Annotated in this window: 13 protein-coding genes; 2 read left to right on the forward strand and 11 right to left on the reverse strand. The window is 41.8% G+C overall.

Annotated features, from left to right (window positions below; genetic code table 11):
- Positions 1-2: 2 nt before the first annotated feature.
- The 11 genes from AB5443_RS02860 to AB5443_RS02910 all read right to left on the reverse strand — a co-directional run bounded on the left by AB5443_RS02860 (position 3) and on the right by AB5443_RS02910 (position 12,950).
- Positions 3-578: a serine O-acetyltransferase gene (locus AB5443_RS02860; RefSeq protein WP_368113199.1), complete on the reverse strand. Its 576-nt coding sequence runs from the start codon at positions 576-578 to the stop codon at positions 3-5.
- Complete coding sequence (locus AB5443_RS02865) at positions 566-1,687, reverse strand: glycosyltransferase (RefSeq protein WP_368113200.1); 1,122 nt, start codon at positions 1,685-1,687, stop codon at positions 566-568. The genes AB5443_RS02860 and AB5443_RS02865 overlap by 13 nt, the downstream gene beginning before the upstream one ends.
- A gap of 1 nt (position 1,688) precedes the next feature.
- A complete protein-coding gene (locus tag AB5443_RS02870; protein WP_368113201.1) occupies positions 1,689-2,783 on the reverse strand; it encodes an EpsG family protein in 1,095 nt (364 codons plus the stop codon).
- Between the two features lie 3 nt (positions 2,784-2,786).
- Positions 2,787-3,878 carry a glycosyltransferase family 4 protein gene (locus tag AB5443_RS02875; protein ID WP_368113202.1) on the reverse strand — a complete coding sequence of 364 codons (1,092 nt, stop codon included), beginning with the start codon at positions 3,876-3,878 and terminating at the stop codon, positions 2,787-2,789.
- Between the two features lie 43 nt (positions 3,879-3,921).
- Positions 3,922-5,853 (reverse strand): polysaccharide biosynthesis protein, encoded by a 1,932-nt coding sequence (locus AB5443_RS02880; protein WP_368113203.1) that lies wholly within the window; start codon positions 5,851-5,853, stop codon positions 3,922-3,924.
- Positions 5,854-5,858: 5 nt separating this feature from the next.
- Complete coding sequence (locus tag AB5443_RS02885) at positions 5,859-8,183, reverse strand: GumC family protein (protein WP_368113204.1); 2,325 nt, start codon at positions 8,181-8,183, stop codon at positions 5,859-5,861.
- 4 nt (positions 8,184-8,187) lie between these two features.
- The gene (locus tag AB5443_RS02890) at positions 8,188-8,988 is read right to left on the reverse strand and encodes a polysaccharide biosynthesis/export family protein (RefSeq protein ID WP_175629952.1); all 801 of its coding nucleotides are present in this window, start codon (positions 8,986-8,988) and stop codon (positions 8,188-8,190) included.
- 39 nt (positions 8,989-9,027) lie between these two features.
- Entirely contained in the window at positions 9,028-9,606 is a 579-nt protein-coding gene (locus AB5443_RS02895; protein ID WP_279187417.1) for a UpxY family transcription antiterminator, read from the reverse strand.
- 342 nt (positions 9,607-9,948) lie between these two features.
- Positions 9,949-10,896 carry a tyrosine-type DNA invertase cluster 3b gene (locus AB5443_RS02900; RefSeq protein ID WP_368113205.1) on the reverse strand — a complete coding sequence of 316 codons (948 nt, stop codon included), beginning with the start codon at positions 10,894-10,896 and terminating at the stop codon, positions 9,949-9,951.
- Between the two features lie 200 nt (positions 10,897-11,096).
- The gene (locus tag AB5443_RS02905; protein WP_368113206.1) at positions 11,097-12,275 is read right to left on the reverse strand and encodes a heparin lyase I family protein; all 1,179 of its coding nucleotides are present in this window, start codon (positions 12,273-12,275) and stop codon (positions 11,097-11,099) included.
- 123 nt (positions 12,276-12,398) lie between these two features.
- Positions 12,399-12,950, reverse strand: coding sequence for a DUF4738 domain-containing protein (locus AB5443_RS02910; RefSeq protein WP_368113207.1), 552 nt, complete (start codon positions 12,948-12,950; stop codon positions 12,399-12,401).
- Between the two features lie 114 nt (positions 12,951-13,064).
- Here AB5443_RS02910 and AB5443_RS02915 point away from each other — a divergent pair, with 114 nt between their 5' ends.
- Positions 13,065-16,586 carry a two-component regulator propeller domain-containing protein gene (locus AB5443_RS02915; protein WP_368113208.1) on the forward strand — a complete coding sequence of 1,174 codons (3,522 nt, stop codon included), beginning with the start codon at positions 13,065-13,067 and terminating at the stop codon, positions 16,584-16,586.
- 115 nt (positions 16,587-16,701) lie between these two features.
- Entirely contained in the window at positions 16,702-19,311 is a 2,610-nt protein-coding gene (locus tag AB5443_RS02920) for a hypothetical protein (protein WP_368113209.1), read from the forward strand.
- The last annotated feature ends 195 nt before the right edge of the window (positions 19,312-19,506 follow it).

Consider the following 19,506-nt stretch of genomic DNA (forward strand, 5'->3'; position numbering starts at 1 on the left):
TTTTATTCTTGTTTAATCATCCGAATTGTACTCCCTACAACAGTTGTATTTTCCGGTACATCCTTGACAACAACTGCACCAGCACCTATTTTTACATTATCGCCAATATGCACCCCACCTATCACAATTGCTCCTGCATAAATCGTCACATTATCGCCAATAATAGGGACATCAATACCATTAATTTTTTTTCCACGTCCAATGGTTACATTTTGATATACCGTACAATTTTTCCCCATAGAATGGCAAAAAATAATCGTAGAATACCCGTGCATCACCATTAGTCCCCTACCTATCAACCCGGTAGTCGAACTAATTTCCAAACTATCCAAGGGACGATAACACCATCTTGCCATATGATACTTTATAACCGATTCTGTAATTATTCTCACATAAAACAACCTACGAAAAACCGGATTATTCAAAAGTAATTCATGAAGAGAAAGGATAGTATCTTTCTTCCCATATCTGTTGATATCTCCTTGTATCAATAATTTTGTATCCTCATTCAATGACCAATAAATCAAAAAACATGGAAATGAACGTATTAAAAAGAATATATATCTTATAATTTCCATAACATTTCTTCAACAGCATTAACCGTAGTCTTCATATTAAAAAACTTACCACGTTCTATTGCCTTCTTTTTATAATAAGCTAATACTTCAGAGTCACCTATCATATGTAAAATACCTTGATACAAAGCCTCTTCATCATTGTCTGTCACAATACCATATTCATTCCGACAACCAAGCATTTCATTCATACCTGACACATTGACAGTACATACTGGTACACCAACAATCAAAGCTTCGGTAGTCGCTGTAGAAAAACCTTCTGCAAAACTGGCACAAACAAATAAATCGCATTTTGCCACATATTTATATGGATTCGTCTGATATCCTAACAAATCCACATATTTGTCCAAACCATTCAAAGTAACATATTTCTTCAGGTTCTGTTCTTCTGGTCCAATACCCAATATATATGTATGTACAGAAAAGCCCTCTTCACGCAATCGTTTCGTTATTCTTAAAATACGATCAAATCCCTTACTAGACAACAACTTACCTACGCCTACTAACTTTATTTCATTCTCCAAAAACAAAACATCATCAACAGATTCTTTTGATGTACAGACTATTTTCTGAGTTTCATTTGTATTATATAAAACACAGACAGGGACTGATATCGAAAATACTGACGTAAAATCATTTTTCACCGCAGCCGATACACAAACTATCTGATGAAAGCGATTATAACATTTTTGAGCCTCTTCTATATTTCTGAAAGACGCCGCTGCTCTTTCAGAAGTAGATTGTTCTATATGAACCCATGATACTAATTTTGTATCCATATCATGACATCCACTAATAATTCTCGCACATGGTCCCTCCAAATATGCTACCTCAATATCATAATGTTCCTTTATAAAAAGCCTATGTAACATCTTGGGAGAAAACAGCTTCATTACATGAGAATTACCCTTAAATACTCTACTAAAAATAGAACGATATCTTATTCTCTTACTAAGGAATTGACGGTTTATTCCCACATCAAATAAAGTCATCACTGTAATATCAAACTTTGTATCATCCATATTGTTAACAAGATTGACCAAAACCTTTTCCGCACCACCTTGTCCTAAATCATGAATTAAAAACAAAATTTTCTTTTTTATTCCCATCCTAAAACATCTCCCATACTTTCATCTGAACATAATAAAACAATGAATATACAACTATCAAGCCTCCAATAGCAAACTGTATCATCTCTTTTCTAAAACAATGATGTATTTCCCATGCCAACAGGATATATCCATATAAACTTACATAAATTGGTAGCCTTCCTATAAAAACTCCACTAGTAAACATCGAAATGACATATAATCCCATTGAAATAATAGACATATTTGTACAAAAATTAACTAACGGGTTCCGCACTTTCTGAATCTTCTTCCGCCAAATAAAAGAAAGAATAGCAGGAATAGAATAAAAGACAACCCTTAAAAAAGAAGTACCATCATCATTCCATGATTTATAATCACTTACTACATTAACGTATTGAGTCTCTTTCAACGCACTATCCAGCAAACTTGTAAATGTACCAATAAAAGCTACAGACAATAATATAACAGCTATAAACACTAGTGTTTTCTTATTCCATGCATTTCCTTGAGCTATCAATACACAAGGTATCATTAAAAGAGCTGTTTTATGAAAAGAAGAAGCTAATAAAATGACTCCCAATAAAGGTAAATACTTTTTTTTTAGCATAAATATCGTAGCTGAAAACACTATTGTTACAGCCATAAACTGCCGTATTCCATTAAACATCCATGAAAGATAGTCGGTAGATGCTACAAACAAAAAAACAACCATTATATAATAAGGAGTATATTTTCTAAACACTGTTATCAATAAGACAGCTTGAACAAATGCAACCACTGCAAAATAACACACTGTATTATTACCCACTATCTGTTTCACAAAAAAAGCAAAGACCGAATACCCTTTATCTTTTTCCACTGACTTTAAGTATTCAGCAAATTCCAAAAAACTATCTGGCATTTTCAAATAAGTAATCTGATACATAAATGTATCACCAAAATACCCTCGTGTAGCCGCCATCCAAATAATAGGAAAAAAGACAAACAAAGAAAACCACCATGGATATCGCATCACACGCTCTCCACAAACGAATTCTAAACGTTTAAGCTGTATTTGAGAGGCAATCCCCCCCATAAAGCCAAGCCACACCAAAATGAATATATATTGCAACATTTCTTACTTAAGTCCTAAAGTCATAAGGGTTTCGTTCACCACCACTCCTTTATCAAACTCACGCTGCATCTTATATCTTCCTGTTTTACCCATTTTCTCCCGTTTGCCAGCATCAAGAGCCACAAAACATTCCATACAGTATAACAAGCTTTCTACATCCATTTTTTTGCATAAAAAGCCATTTACGCCATTATCTATAGCTTCCCTACACCCCGGAATATCACTAGCTATCAAAGCACGTCCAGTAGCTGCCCCTTCCAACAACACATTACACATACCTTCATGATAACTTGGCACTACCACACAATGAGCAGATGCATAATAAGGTCGTGGATCAACTTGAAAACCATGAAAACAGACAACATTGTCCGCAATTAATTCTTCAACTTTTCCCTTATACTCATCTTCAAAGAAGCCAACCAAATCAAAAACCACCTTATTACCATATTTTTCTTTCATGATTCGAGCCACAGCAAATAATTCATCTACCCCTTTCTCTTTCATGATACGTCCCAAAAATAGAAAATGAATTCCATTCTCTTCCTTAGGATATGGTTGTATTGGATAATAGTCTAAATTAACTCCTGCACCATGAAGGACCGTCTTGTTTTTTTTCTTGATTATCTTACGATTGACAAATTCATCTGCATTTGCGTCATTCTCAAATAAGCATGTTCTTGCCCCATCCAAAGCTATTTTATACATAAACGTAACAACTTGAGATATCACACTTTTTTGAAAAGCGGTCCCTAATCCCTGCACATTCACCACATATGGAATGTTAAGAAAGCGGCATGCATACCCTGCATAGATATTGGGTTTAATAGAATAGGTTATGACCATATCGGGACATTCTCTCTTCAGCAACTTTCGATAGAACCAATACAATTTAAAATCCTTTAACGGATTAATTCCTCTTCTATCAATCTCTGTAGGGATACAACGACACCCCATAGCAATGAAGTCATCTTCATGCCCCACAAAAGGAGTACTGATAACAACCTCTCCCTGTTTAAGTAGTTCTACAATCAATTCTCGGCGAAATTGCCATAACATATATGAATGATTGGTGACAATCAAAAATTTCTTTTTCATGCTATTACTGTAAATTAACCCTCTTTGGGGAATATAGATGTTCTCATAAAGAATTGGTATCCAACTCCTCAAACCTCGAATTCTTCGACTTAAACTCCGGCACCGTCCGTTTCATCAACTTCACCGTATCCCAAATTTTCACTGAACGGGAGAGTTTCTCAAATTCATCGTATGTTCCTACAATATCCTCATACTCATATCTCCGAACCTTAGCTATCTTTATCTTCTTATGATGAGTAGGAATCGTATTCTCTTCGTTACTCAACACTTCCTCATACAATTTCTCTCCCGGACGAAGACCCATAAATTGAATCTTAATATCCGCTCCCGGCTTATATCCCGCCAGTTCTATCATACGGGTAGCCAAGTCCACAATCTTCACCGGTTTACCCATCTCGAATACAAAGATTTCATTTCCTTCTCCCATAGTAGCGGCCTCCATCACCAAGCGACACGCCTCGGGGATAGTCATGAAATAGCGTATGATATCAGGATGTGTCACGGTGACGGGACCGCCATTTTCTATTTGTTCCTTGAAACGGGGAATCACCGAACCATTACTGCCTAGGACGTTGCCGAAACGGGTGGTGATAAATTTGGTCTTACCCTCTATCTTACCTTCTTTAATGGCATAACTCAAACTCTGCACATAGATTTCCGCCAACCGTTTGGAGCATCCCATCACATTGGTAGGATTGACAGCCTTGTCCGTGGAAACCATTACCATCTTCTCCGCACCATACTTCACTGCCATATCAGCTACCTGGCGGCTACCTGTGACATTCACTAAGACAGCTTCACAAGGATTTTCTTCCATCAGCGGAACATGCTTATAGGCTGCTGCATGAAATATGATTTGAGGATGATAAATTTCAAATACCATACGCAGACGGTCTATCACACGGACATCTCCTATCACCGGAACAAAATCAAGGTTAGGGTACTTCCGCTCGCATTCAAGACGAATGTTATGCAAAGGAGTCTCGGCTGAATCGAACATAACCAGTTTACTGATATTCATCTGCGCCAGTTGACGACAAAGTTCACTACCGATACTACCGGCAGCTCCTGTAACCATGACCACCTTCCCACTGAATTCATCAGCGACTTCACCCATATTGATATTAATCTCAGGGCGTCCCAACAAGTCTTCAATCTTTACCGGACGTACCCATTGATGAAAATTCCCGTCTTCATCAGCCTCACTGATAGAAGGAGCAATGAGTGTCTTTATATGGTTATCCTTGCAGTATTGAAGCAAACGGGTCTCTTCCGCACGGGTTGACTCATTGTGAGCAAACAGGATACCTTGAATATGGCGTTTATGGACTAATTGCTGGAAAGTCTGCTCGTTCGTAAAATAATAGATAGGCAATTCTGCCAGACGACGATGCTTATAGATAGTGCCATAACAATAAAAACCTACTACTTTATAATGAGAGCTATGCAGCAAACGAGTCTTTAAGGCTACGCTCTTATCGTCCGTTCCATAAATCAAGATACGCATATTCTCCTTGTTCATCATATCTATCAAGGCCTCGTAGATGATAACCATTACCATTCGAGATGTAGCGAATGCAATGATAGTCAACATTCCGTCAAACAGGATAAACAGAAGTTTCTGATTGGCCGATAAGCCGACAGAAGTCAAGAATGTAAAGACAGCAATTGCCATACATGCCATCTTAAATAATGAACTACAGATGAGCGGCCATAAGCAACGCAGTTGAGAATAACGAACCGTGTTACGGTATGTGTGAAACAGATAGGAAGCTATCGTAGTAGCAACTGCCGCTAGAACTCCGACCTGAATCATTCCCCAACCATTCAGTAATGTACCCGTAAGATAATGTATCCACCAATAAGTGAAACAGGTGGAAGTCACCGAAATGACTAAGTCAATTCCCCATATTATCCAGTAACTAAAATAAGTCCTGCTTATATACCGGATAAATTTTTCCAAATTTTGTTTCATCTCTATTATTTATATTCCCCATATTTATAACCATACCCGTAGCCATAACCATATCCGTAACCGTACCCATATTTTTTCTTTTCAATATGGCTGTCGTTCAATACAATACACAAGTGATTAAACTTACCTTCCTTGTGCAGTCGTTCCAATTCCGGAAGATAGCGTCGGTCAAGTTGTCCATCACGAATGACATATAAAGTCAGTTCCGCTACACGATTCACAATGGCGGCATCTGCCACGACTTGCGCCGGAACATTATCCAATATGATATAGTCATAGCATTTCTTCAGTTCCTCTATTAATTTCTCCAACCGGTCACTCATCAATAGTTCGGAAGGATTAGGCGGAATAGGACCAACAAACAGAGAGTCGACAGACGGATGAATCAGTCCTTTATCCAAGATGCTGCCAACATCATTATGTTGTCCAGACAGGTATGTGCTCAGCCCGTCTTTATGTTTAATTCCCGCCAATTTACTTTGCGTTCTCTTACGCATATCAGTATCAACCAATACCACTTTTTTCCCGGCAATTGCGATTGCCACTGCCAGATTGCGGGATACGAACGACTTTCCTTCTCCCGGCATAGTGGAAGTGAACATAAGAACACGCGCATCTTTCGCCACAAAGTTTATATTGGCACGAAGCAGACGAAACGATTCGGAAATGAGGTCATTCTTCTTATCGTCTACCACAATGGCATCGTCTGCCATATCTTCTTTGCGGGAAGGGATCTCACCTAAAAGTGGAATTGTTGTATAATCTTCAATATCCTTTCTACCGCGGACGGACGTATTCCATAACATGATTAGTATTTGGACTCCCAACGGGATAGCCAGTCCTACTACAATAGCTGCCAGCAGAAAAGTTGTAGAATGAGGCGCGATAGGTGCATTGAAGCCGAACGGTGACTCCACCACACGGATATTTGCTTCCGTTACTGCCAGTTGCAGTGCGTTTTCTTCACGTTTGTTTAACAGGAAAGTATATAACGCTTCTTTGATGGATTGCTGACGGATAATGCTTAATGCCATCTTCTCCTGCTTCGGAACAGCTTGGATTTCAGAGTTAATCTGACGTTCTACCGCACGAGTCTTTTCCAGTCGCAGACGAAGGTTCTTGATATAGTTATCCATGGAACCGGAAATTACCGTACGCATCTCTGCCAGGTTCTTATCTGCAGTCTGTACAACGGGATTCTTTGCACCGGATTCAGCCAACAGATGGTTACGCTGAAGCATCAGTTCGTTGTATGCAGTTATCTGGCTTTGTACGCTTGCGTCTCCGACACCGGATACATTAGGTATTAACTGATTGTTTCGGGTAACATCCAATAAATAGCTTTTAATGGATTGGGCAATGGATAATTCCGTTTCCATTTGAAGGTTTTCTGTCTTCATGCGGCTGCTTTCCGCAAGAAATTGCGTCCCGTTTCCTTCCGAGCCTACAATCCGGTTACGCTGCTTGAAGTCTGTCAGTTCTTCTTCTACATCGCCCAATTCTTTACCGATTACCGCAATACGTTCATCTATAAACTTGGCGGTGTTTACCGCTATACGGTTCTTGTCTTCGATGATGGTTTCATTATAAACATTAATCAAGGCATTCAAAATTGCATCGGCACGAGATACATTATCTCCGGTGCAAGTAATCTGCACCATAGTAGTACCTTTGCCTGCAAGTGAAGTCGAGATACCACCTTTATATATAGCTGCCGCCGTTTCGGGGCTTATTCGTGTCACTGAAACAGGCTTACCTATATAAGCACTTAAATTTTCCGGTTTCAAATTCACAACTATTCTTCCCGCTTCTGTCTGAACAGTATCCCCATAAGCATATCTTTTATCTGAAATGGTGTAATTCTTTACGTCCAACGGAGTAACCTTCGTACAATAATAATCATGATACGGATCTATGAAATTCACTTCAACCGGAGATTCCGCATATAAAGATGTATTACGGAAAAAGCCTTCTTTCTCATATGACACATCCAAATGCAGCCGATTGACAACCTCTCGTACCAGTTGATGGGAACGGAGTATGAACATTTCATTTTCAACGCCACTACCGGTAATCCCGCCTTGCAACTCCAACATAGCTGAGATGTCGGAATTCGCATTCTTTCCTCCCGTCTTTACCAGCATTACAGCCTGACGTTGGTAAACAGGGACTAAGGTACGGGTATATAGATAAGCCGCACTTACACAAATAAACACTGAAAGAGCAAACCAGTACCAATTAGCAATGATCAATTCTACAATATCACGCAAATTAATATTGAATCCGCTTTCCTTGACTGTTTTCTCATTATTTTCCTGTGTATATTCCATCTTATTATTTCGTAAGAATAAATACTAATGATAATATAGAAGCTAATACGCCAATAATACTACTACCGGCAGACAGGTAGGTAAGTGCGGAACTTCCTTTCACATTTATAGCCTTATTGGGTTCCACATAGACCACATCATTCTGCTGAAGATAAAAAACCGGTGAGTTCAGGATATCTTCTCCGGAAGTAAGATTGACGCTATAACTCTTACGTTCACCATTTTCCTCCCGGATAACCAGAATATTCTCCCGATGGGCTGTCGGCGGTAAATCACCTGCCAAGCCGATAGCTTCGAGTATGGTAACACGTTCACCGGGCAAGTCTTTTACTCCGGGAATGCCCACTTCACCGAGCACCACTATCTTTGCACCTTTAAAGCGTACTGATACGGTAGGATCCTTGATATACTCACCTTCAATAAGTTTGTTTTTAATCGCATCCGCCAATTCCTGGCGTGTCAACCCGGCCGCCTGCATCTCGCCCAAAACAGGAATTTCTATTTTACCACTCTGGCTGACTAAAAGACCTGTTGCCTCCTGTATATTCGTAGATGAACTTGAGCCTAATACCTGACTGTTCGCGAAAGGAGTCAATAACTCAGGAGCCTTACTATTAATCGTAATCAGAAGCTGATCATCCGGTTTGATACGCAATTCATAATTACTTTCTATTTTCTGTGGATTCTCATGCAACTTATCAGCGCCTTGCAGATAAAGCATTTTTTTGGATGACACACAAGAAGTCATCCCACCCAAAACACATGCCAACAGCATAAAAAGAAAAGAAACTTTACAGCTTTTCATATTCATCACAAATTGAAGATAAAATTAAAGAGAGGGGAATTAGTTTTTCGCGCTGATTGCCTCTACATAACCAATAGGCATATCAACACAAGCACAACCAAGCATATTCAAGCGAACGGCAATCTTACTTTTACCGTCAACATTGACCAACTCACCGACAAGTCCGGTCAAAGGGCCTTTGACAACACGGACTTTTTCACCACGTGCCAAAGGAGAACTGTTCATACAGATTGCTTCTTCGGAATAATCAAGCATAAAACGGAAACGAGCCATCTGATCATCAGGAATCACCGCCGGTGTACTCTCACCACGCATCACCATATAGCGGCTCACTGTAGAAAAGCTCAAAACTTCCATGCGCTCTTTCGGATCAACATGAACAAAAACCATCATTGGGAGCAGGACTGACTCGACCATCTTACGGCGGTCACTCCATTGATGAATTTCTTGTTGGACAGGAACAAAATTCTCAATCCCCATTCTATCCAAACGCTCTGCAACCTTCTTTTCGTGATGCATGCGAACCAAAGCTACATACCAGCGTTTAGAGTGTGCTACGCCTTCCCCTGTCCCATTACTAGGCCCAGCAATTACTGATTTTCTCTTTGTTAAAATCATGTTTTTTTACCCCATATTTGTCCGTTACTTCTTAGGTAACGGACTGAGCACACACAACAATGAAAAGGGAAATTATACACATAGACAGGGCACAAAAAAGGAAATTGCCTAATAATCAACGAGGAAGTTCTTGATTTTAGGCAATAAAAAGTTAGAGCATGAAAAATCTATTATTTCATGTTCGGATAGTTTTTTGCGCTTTGTTTCAGATAAAACTAAAAAAAGTGAAGAAATATTTGTGTGCTATCTATGTTTTTGTCTATCTTTGTCCCGAATTTAAATCCGTTACCTAAGAAGTAACGGGCGATTACTCTTACTGATTATTAACACATTACACTAAAATCACCGACCTACACAGTAGTTTCTTACGTAAGATAAATTCCCTTTATTTACTTCCGTACGTTCTTTAAGCCCGAAGCCTTTCAAATAGATTTGTGTGGTTTTTATAGATTTGTGCCCCAATGATTCACTAATCATTTCAATTGAAACTCCCCGGTATTTGGCAGTAGTGGCCCAAGAATGACGGAACGTGTAGGAAGAAACCGGAGATTTCAGACGCAATGCCCTTGCCAAATCTTTCAGGCTATTATTAAACCGACGGAGAGCGGACTGGTATTCCCGGTAAGCACGCTCATCTTTCCGTCTCTTGTCACCACGGAGAATATCAAACAGATAATCCGGACAATCGGGCAGAGAGTCCTGCTTGTTCCGTAGTTGCTCAATCATTTCCCTTGCGCTGTCCAACACTTCCACACTCATGGGAGTCTTGGTCTTGACACGGTTATAACGCAGAACATTGCTTTCCAAAGCCGATTTCTCCAGATGAGCCAAATCAGCGAATGACATTCCGCAAAACAGAAACATCAAGGCGGCAATAGATTGTGTACGGCGCAAACGCTCCGACTTCGGGTCTTCATACAAGAGCTTGTGAAGTTCGGCAGCAGGCAAGGCTTTTTTCTGACGGACATCCACACCCGTATAAACATCACTGAACAATCGCGGCACATAAGAAGCATTCCCCGCTTCCACTCCCCGATTGTAAATACTACGAAGCATACGCATATACGTAGAAATCGTATTGGGCTTCAGACCACATTCGTTAAGATACTGCCCGTAGCGTCGTAAACGCTCACGGGTGACTTGCCTGAACGACACATCGGATATGCCGCAAAACTTGCTGAAAGAAAAAAGGGCATTCTTGTAAACATGCGCCGTGGAATGGCGCCCCTCCTCTCGCAAACGACCGATGTAGAGCTCTCCACACCGGCTAAATCCATTTTTACTCATCATTTACATCACTAATTATTTTATACATATACCATATTGGCAGGCGGCAAAAGAACGAATCTTTTTGCATAACTGGAACGTATATGCCAAACGGCATATGATTATTGACATTTTTTAATATTACCAGATTCACATAAATAAAAAATCCGGATGCCCACTGAAGAACATCCGGATATTACCCTCTCTTTACCTTTTTAACTAATTTACCTTTCCGAATAATTTGCCAGATTGTAACATACCGGCTTCGTGCTATTACCTACACGGTAAATACCGAATTTGAAATAGTAGCCGTCTTTGTCGTTACGTCCAATCAGGATTTTCTCATTGTCCACGATATGTTTACTAACCTTTTTTCCTTTGTCCTGATAGTCCATCTGCACATCGAGCATACCCGGCTTCACGATTGTTTCGGCTTCTTTTCCATAGACCGTCCAGTCGATATGGATGCGGAATGTAATCCAGCAATCTTTCGGGAAGTCAGCGAAAGGCATTTTGTAAGCAATGGTGGATGCCTTATATTCAGATGTCACAGGTTTCATAATTTGCGCTTTCTCTACATTTGCGTTGCAACGGTCATCTTTGTCTGTCAACCATTTACGGTCGGAGTTGGCTTTGATATAGAACCAGCCGCCGGAAAATCCGAATGCCAGTGGCGGGTATCCGCCCTGTTCAACCAACCATCCGTTGGCTTTACCGGCTACGTACACAGGATTGCCCTGTTTGTCTTTCACCGGATTACCTTGCTTGTCCAGCTTGGCTTTTTTCTCGTGTCCTGCGTTTTTCTTGAAGATAGTAGTCTTTTCCAGTTCCATGAATTCGTCAACAGTCAGTGTCTTCACTTCCCCCTGCGGTGTCTGTACCAAAGTGCGGTCAGGCATTCCATGCCATTGGGCGAAAATTGTCGAAACATCACTGCCCAATGTAGAAGGGATATATACCGAAAACTCATAATATCGGGAAGAACCTTGCGGGCAAGCTCCTTTACCATGGTGATATACGGTTTTCATAATCTGTGCCTTCTTGTAGGTATCGGCAGGCTCGCCTTTGAAATCAGCGGAAGTTGCATAGCAATAGGAAAATTCCGCACGTCCTTTTGTTTCTCCTTTGGCATATCCGGACAACGTGTTATCATCTTCTTTCAGTTCAAAACGATAAGAAGGCTTTCCGTTGAACATACGGGTGAAGTCACGTTGAATGGCATGCGGTTTTTTAGAACCGACTGCAACCCAACAACCGTCTATTATCTGATCGACGCGTGCCGAATCTCCCTGTACGTTTACACGTTCGGTAAGCGGAACCAGTGTTTGTGTATTTTTGGTCTGGGCGGTCATTGCCGTACATCCTGCCGCTACCACACAGATAGCTAAAATGTTTTTCTTCATTCTATTTGGTATTAAGTTTGTTGACGGTGCAAAAATACGAAAGGCAACCTCTTCGGCTGCCTTTCTTTTGTCTCAAATGTTTTCACATTTGTGTAATTCTACCGTTAATAGCCACTCACAGGCTTAATTGGACGGTTCGTCATCATATTCTTCTTCGAGCATATCGACTTTTTGGATGCTCATCTTTCCATCAGCAGTGATGATGATGGAAAGCGGCATATACAGGTCTGTCTGCGGATAACATACGCTTGCGGCATACACTATTCCCTGCGGAGTGGTCTTATCATATACGATTCCTTCCAGGACGGAATTCGACAGGAACTTGGCATCTACTACGGATGAAAAATCATTCTTGGTGAATGTCTTATCAAATACCTTTTCGTTGCCACGTGTCAGTCGCAACACGATTTTATTGTCGACATAGGTATCCCCCATTTCATTGGTGACATGGGGCAGGCTTTCGTCCGGCGTACGCGAAACCATGGAATGATAGTCTTTTCCTTTAAACTTGAAGTCCGTTTCGCTTTTGGAAGTCTGCATACGTTGCAGCCCATGAGCATCCACACTGTCCATCGTCGCCAACATCGATTCATTATTTGAAGTTCCTTTTTTACCGCCACAGGCAGTCACAGCCACTGCCAATGGTAACAAAAGCAAATAAATTAGTTTTCTCATACGTAAGTTTTCTGTTTATAAATAGGTAACAAAGGAACAAAAAGAGCGGGATATTTACAAGTGTAACCGACATTTTTCCTACATTTGCGGAATAAATCCTGCAAACCTGATACCATGTACCGACGAATTAGAGCAATTCTTTTACTCATTCTCATAGGCTGTATCCATTGTGGTGCATATGGACAAAAAGTGAATTATCAGCAATTCGATAATATTTATCTTGGCGCCGAGGCTTCGGTTATCAGTTGTTTTCTGCAAGATAGCGAGGGACTGATATGGATCGGTTCAAACAAAGGGTTATTCAGTTATGACGGTTATTCCACCCAACAGCATTTCACGTACGGCGAACGTAATAACACACGTATTTACTGTGGTATTATCGCAGACAATACGCATCTGTACCTGGGAACGGATAACGGAATACTTGTTTACAACTACCGTACGGACAAATACGAACAGCCGGAGACGGATTTTCCCACCGATGTTCGCACGATGGTCATTCAGGGGGATACGTTATGGATAGGTTCATTGAACGGGCTCTATACATATCAACTAAAAGACCGCAAACTGACCCATTTTGACGGCAAGCATAGTGGTTTGTCCCATAATACAATCTATTCCATCATCCATACGAAAGAGAATCAGATTTATGTGGGTACTTATAATGGTTTATGCCGTTACCTGCCGGAAAGTGGAAAGTTTGAAAGCATATTCCTGCCTGTCAACCGGGGGATAAGCAATTTGTTTGTCAACTCCTTACTGGAAGATACCACCCGGCAGTGCATTTGGATCGGCATGGAAGGTTATCTCTTCCAATACATTCCTGCGACGGGAAAGATGAATGCGATAGAAGTTTTCCATAACAACTCCATCAAATCACTGGCATTGGACGGTGACGGGAATTTATTGGCAGGTACGGATAACGGGCTTTATGTATATCAGAATAATAAAGAGCCTTTACAGCACATCATCCATGATTCACGCAATATCCAGTCATTGACAAACAATATTGTCTGGAATATTTTTTCCGATCAGGAACATAATATTTGGCTGGGAACTGACTATGGAATTTCCTTGTCACGCTATAACAGCGCCCTGCAATTCGTTCCTATTTCCCGGATTACGGGCACGGGAGACGGGAATCAATTCTACTCATTGTTCCGGGATTCAAAGGGATTTTACTGGTTTGGCGGTACGAACGGGCTGCTCCGTTTTATTCATCCCACCGGGAGCAGGCATGAAGCCGCCTGGTACAGGATGGGAGATAAAACGTATCCTTTGTCCCACAATCGCGTCCGTCACATTTACGAAGATAAAGAACAGCAATTATGGATAGCTACGGATGGCAGCATTAACCGTTATGACTATGCCACACAGCAGTTTGTACACTATAATATTATTGACAGCACAGGGACTTACAATACAAACTGGGCTTATTACCTCTTCGAAGATGATTCCGGACATCTATGGATTGCCACCTGTTTAGGCGGAATCTTTGTAGTAGACAAGCATAAATTAATGCAATCTAACAGCGAACAATATGTAGCCGAACAAAATTACTCTATTCACAACGGATTATCGGGTATGTTTATCAATCAGATTATGCCTGATAAAGAAGGGAATGTATGGGTATTGCTATATAACAGTAAAGGATTGGACAGAATCAACCCGCACACACAGCAGGTCACCAAGCTTTTTGCCGACGAGTTGAGTGGTGAAAAGAGTCCGAATTATCTGCTATGTGACGCAGACGGTATGCTGTGGGTAGGGTTTCACGGGGGAGTGATGCGCATTAATCCCAAAGATTCCAGTCACCAAAGCATTTCTTTCGGAAGTTTCAATAATAACGAAATTCTGTCCATGACATCGGTGAAAGAGCACATTTGGGTTTCCACCACGAACGGGCTTTGGATTATCGACCGGCAAACGATGGATGCACGTCAGCAGAATATGACGGACAAGCGATTCACCAGTTTGCTGTTTGATTCGAAAGACGGGAATATCTATTTGGGCGGCGCTGACGGTTTTGCCATATCCCGCCCAGAGATACAAGGTTTGAATCATCCTGAGCATCCTATCTTTCTGACGGCTCTGTACATCAACAACCAGTTGATGAATCCGCGTACTACGGATATTCCCAATATCCGCTATACCAATGCCATCGAATTGAAATACGACCAGAATAATCTGGCTTTCGAATTGTCCGATCTCCCCTATTCCCTCGAAGAAAAGAATAAGTTCGTTTACCGCCTGGAAGGTATGGATAAGGAATGGAACTTTCTGAAATCCAATACGAACCGTATTACTTACAGCAACTTGAGTTATGGGGATTATCAGCTATTTATCAGCAAAGTGGAAAAGAACGGAAATCCTTCCGAACATCCTTACATATTGGATATAAAGATTCTGCCACCGTGGTATTATACGCTTTGGGCGAAAATGCTCTATGGTCTTTTACTTCTGAGCCTTATTGCCTGGACTATCAACTTTTTCCGGGTTAAAAACCGGTTGAAGATGGAGCGCTTGGAGAAGGAAAAGATTTTAGAACAATCACGTCAGAAAATGGCATTCTTTACCAATCTGTCCAACGAGTTGAAGACACCTCTCAGCCGGATAATCGCTCCTGTCAGCCAATTATTGCCTGCCACAGAAGCCGCACACGAAAAGCAGACACTGGAAGAGGTACAGCGCAATGCTATGAAGATAAATTCATTGATTCATCAAGTGCTTAACTTCAACCGGATAGAGGATAATGCAGATTCACTGCTTATTCTGTCACGCATCGAGCTGGTATCTTTCAGCCGCAGCCTGTTCTCCGTTTATGAGGAAAATCCCCGTCTCACTTTTCATTTCGAAGCGAACAAAGCCAAGATTTACGCGGATATGGATGCCATCAAACTGGGGGTGATACTGGACAACTTACTTTCAAACGCCGTGAAGTTTACCCCGGATGGCGGAAGTGTGCGGCTTTCCCTTTTCTATTCGCAGGAGACCGGGCAACTGGATATCTGCGTATCGGATACCGGAACCGGAATTCCGCAGCAGGATATTCCATATATCTTTCAGCGTTTTTACCAGTCTCCCCGTTCGGGACATAAGGCGGGTACGGGTATCGGGCTTTATCTGGTGAAAACGTATACGGAACTGCATGGTGGACATATCAACGGAGTCACTTCCGAAGAGAATCAAGGGACAAGTGTAGGACTGAGCATTCCTGTCACTGCCATCGAAGAGGAAGAAATGCCGGCTAGCCAGACGAAGAAATCACTGGAAACATTGCCTGTACTCAAACCTATCGAGGCAGAATCACAGGATGAGAAATTCCTGTCGAATATTATCCGTCTGATTGAAGACCATCTCTCCGATGCAGACCTGAACGTTAATGCCTTGTGCGAACTGTCCGGCTTCAGCAACAAACAGATTTACCGGAAGATTAAACAACTGACAGGAATGTCTCCGGTGGAATATATCAAATCCATCCGGATGAAAAAGGCGGCGATGTTGCTGCAACAAAAAAAATTCACCATTGCTGAAGTGATGTATATGGTAGGTTTTTCCAATCACTCTTATTTCTCCAAATGTTTTCAGTCAGAGTTCGGAAAAACACCCCGCCAATATCTAAATGAGGAGTCGTAGGGGCATTCTGACGCGTTTCGTCCTATTTTTATCCTTATATGTCCAATCTGTGCTTTCTGTGGATTTGCCAATAATTTACCTTTGTCGCTATCAATAAACCGATAAATTTGATAGCATGAAAAGACTGTTAATCCTTACCTTCATTAGTTTGTTATTCTCCTTTGGCAGTACGCAGGCGAAATCAACTTCCACACCTATTATATATATAGACGGAAACGGAGTGATGCGTTGGAGCGATACCCGCGAGGAAGCTTCTTTCTTCGGAGTGAACTATACCCTGCCTTTTGCCCATGCCTACCGCGCACTCGGTTATTTGGGACTTGACCGCAAAGCTGCCATAGATAATGATGTATATCATATCGCCCGTCTGGGACTGAACGCTTACCGTATTCATTTATGGGACGTGGAACTGACAGACGGACAAGGAAATCTCCTTGAAAACGAGCATCTTGACTTGATGGACTACCTGATTGCCAAACTCAAAGAGCGCAATATACATATTGTTGTTACCGCACAGACTAACTTTGGTAATGGTTACCCGGAACGGAATATACCCACCGGTGGCTTCTCTTACAAATATGATAAATGTGATATACACTCCAACCCGGAAGCCATCGCCGCACAGGAAACGTATCTCCGTGACCTGGTGAAACATACCAATCCTTATACGGGACTGGCTTATAAGGACGACCCTTCTATCGTAGGTTTTGAGATTAACAACGAACCTTGCCACTCCGGCACGAAAGAGGATGTAAAGGCATACATCAACCGGATGCTGAAAGCAATCGATAAGACAGGAAACCGCAAGCCTGTGTTCTATAATGTAAGTCACAACGGATATGTGGTGGATGCTTACTATGAGACTGCCATTCAGGGAACTACCTATCAGTGGTATCCCATCGGACTGGTATCCGGACAGACGCAACAAGGGAATTTTCTCCCTTACGTAGACCGTTATGACATTCCTTTCGCTGATAAGGTGAAAGGATTCAATAAGAAAGCACGGATGATTTATGAATTTGACCCGGCGGATATTATGTATTCCTATATGTATCCGGCTATGGTACGCACTTTCCGCACAGCCGGTTTCCAATGGATCACGCAGTTTGCCTATGATCCGATGGATATTGCCTATGCCAATACGGAATATCAGACTCACTTTCTGAATCTTGCCTATACCCCCAACAAAGCTATCAGCATGAAGATTGCTGCCGAAGCTGCACGAAGTTTGAAAAGAGGAGAATCTTATGGCAGTTATCCGCAGGATACTTTGTTTGGTGACGGCTTTCGCGTCAGTTATACGGAAGATCTGAGTGAGTTGGACAATGGGAAGAAATTTTATTACTCCAATCAGACAAATACACAACCCAGGGATGCATCAAAGTTGGTTTCGATCACCGGATGCGGCAGTTCGCCAGTAGTGGGCTATGAGGGCACGGGAGCTTATTTCATTGATTGTCTCGAGACGGGAGTATGGCGACTCGAAGTAATGCCGGACGCGATAGTGGTCAATGACCCTTTTGCCAAACCTTCACTCGAAAAAGAAGTAGTCAGCATCATCTACGGTGCGTGGGATATGGCTTTACAAATTCCTGATTTGGGCAAGACATTTACTCTTACTGCCCTAAATAGGGAGAATGAGCGGAAAGAAGAAAAGATAACGGATGGGGTGATTCGCAGCCTTCGTCCGGGTGTTTATCTGTTGAAACGTAATGGTTGCACCCCGAAGCAGAGTTGGAAAGCTGATTCCCAATGGAATTCGATTCGTATCGGAGAGTTTGTTGCTCCCGCTCCCCGCACGATGGATTATAAAGTCACTCATACTCCGGCAACAACTGTTGAAGCAGGCAAAGCGTTGACTATTAATGCACAAGTAGCAGGAAACGTTCTTCCGGATTCCGTCATTATCTACACGGACAAAGTTTCTTTCTGGAACGAGCATAATCCGTACATAAAGATGAAACGTACAAGCGGCTATACATATCAGGCAATCCTGCCTGCCACAGAAATAAAGGAAGGTTGTTTCAGGTATAACATCATCGTCTGCCGGGGCGACAGCACCCGTACTTATCCCGCAGGAAACTCCGTCACCGGAAATCCTTCGGGAATCAAAGGAACTCCATTGGACTGGAACTACACTTCCGATTCATACTGGACTACCCGTGTTGTCACATCCGGTAGTGCGATACAACTGCTGAAAGTAACAGATACAGATAGCCGGATAGAAGCATATACACTTCCCGAATGGAATGACCTGCAACGTACTTTACTTGATTCTTCTCCAGTTGAGAAGCCGCTGCTCCGATTCCGGTTCACACCGGAAGGAGAGAATCCGCAACACTTTCTCCGCGCATTCGTGAAAGATGAAATCGAAGGAAGAAAAGATAAGGTGAAAAGCTGCACTACGCTCTGCATCCGCGTAAATCGCGACAAGCCCCTTCCACAAGGATTCAGCGCAGGTTTCGTCACTTCGGACGGATATACTTACAAAAGCTTATGCCCTGTTCCGGCTGTAGATGGTATTATACGGATAGCTCTGAAAGAGTTGCGCCAAACGGACACAGCGTTATTGCCCATAGCTTATCCGACATTCCTGAAACAATATTTCCATCCGGAAACAGAAATTCCCTTCCGACCGGAAAAGATAGAGAAACTGGAACTGTCGATGCCGGGAGCCGGCAAACCAACCATAGAGGTTGAACTCGGCGACGTATGGCTGGAATAAACGTATCCAAGAGTTTTTTATTTAATACAGAGAACAAGAGTTTTCAGTGCAGAGAATAAGGATTTTGAGTGCAGTAAACTATAATCTTTTATGCACTCGGGTAGTCATCCCGTTGCAAGGTGACAATAGTCACCTTATAAAGAGACAAACGTCACTCTATAACATGACATTTATCACTATGCAATGTGACTACCT

The sequence above is a fragment of the Bacteroides sp. RTP21281st1_H5_RTP21281_210402 genome, from assembly GCF_040918965.1.
Taxonomy (GTDB): domain Bacteria; phylum Bacteroidota; class Bacteroidia; order Bacteroidales; family Bacteroidaceae; genus Bacteroides; species Bacteroides congonensis.

Excerpts from the sequence above, each read along its gene's own strand:
- AB5443_RS02900 (WP_368113205.1), bottom strand. The coding sequence starts at position 10,896 with ATGATGAGTAAAAATGGATTTAGCCGGTGTGGAGAGCTCTACATCGGT.
- AB5443_RS02875 (WP_368113202.1), bottom strand. The coding sequence starts at position 3,878 with ATGAAAAAGAAATTTTTGATTGTCACCAATCATTCATATATGTTATGG.
- AB5443_RS02895 (WP_279187417.1), bottom strand. The coding sequence starts at position 9,606 with ATGATTTTAACAAAGAGAAAATCAGTAATTGCTGGGCCTAGTAATGGG.
- AB5443_RS02885 (WP_368113204.1), bottom strand. The coding sequence starts at position 8,183 with ATGGAATATACACAGGAAAATAATGAGAAAACAGTCAAGGAAAGCGGA.
- AB5443_RS02865 (WP_368113200.1), bottom strand. The coding sequence starts at position 1,687 with ATGGGAATAAAAAAGAAAATTTTGTTTTTAATTCATGATTTAGGACAA.
- AB5443_RS02860 (WP_368113199.1), bottom strand. The coding sequence starts at position 578 with ATGGAAATTATAAGATATATATTCTTTTTAATACGTTCATTTCCATGT.
- AB5443_RS02910 (WP_368113207.1), bottom strand. The coding sequence starts at position 12,950 with ATGAGAAAACTAATTTATTTGCTTTTGTTACCATTGGCAGTGGCTGTG.
- AB5443_RS02880 (WP_368113203.1), bottom strand. The coding sequence starts at position 5,853 with ATGAAACAAAATTTGGAAAAATTTATCCGGTATATAAGCAGGACTTAT.
- AB5443_RS02915 (WP_368113208.1), top strand. The coding sequence starts at position 13,065 with ATGTACCGACGAATTAGAGCAATTCTTTTACTCATTCTCATAGGCTGT.
- AB5443_RS02920 (WP_368113209.1), top strand. The coding sequence starts at position 16,702 with ATGAAAAGACTGTTAATCCTTACCTTCATTAGTTTGTTATTCTCCTTT.
- AB5443_RS02870 (WP_368113201.1), bottom strand. The coding sequence starts at position 2,783 with ATGTTGCAATATATATTCATTTTGGTGTGGCTTGGCTTTATGGGGGGG.
- AB5443_RS02890 (WP_175629952.1), bottom strand. The coding sequence starts at position 8,988 with ATGAAAAGCTGTAAAGTTTCTTTTCTTTTTATGCTGTTGGCATGTGTT.
- AB5443_RS02905 (WP_368113206.1), bottom strand. The coding sequence starts at position 12,275 with ATGAAGAAAAACATTTTAGCTATCTGTGTGGTAGCGGCAGGATGTACG.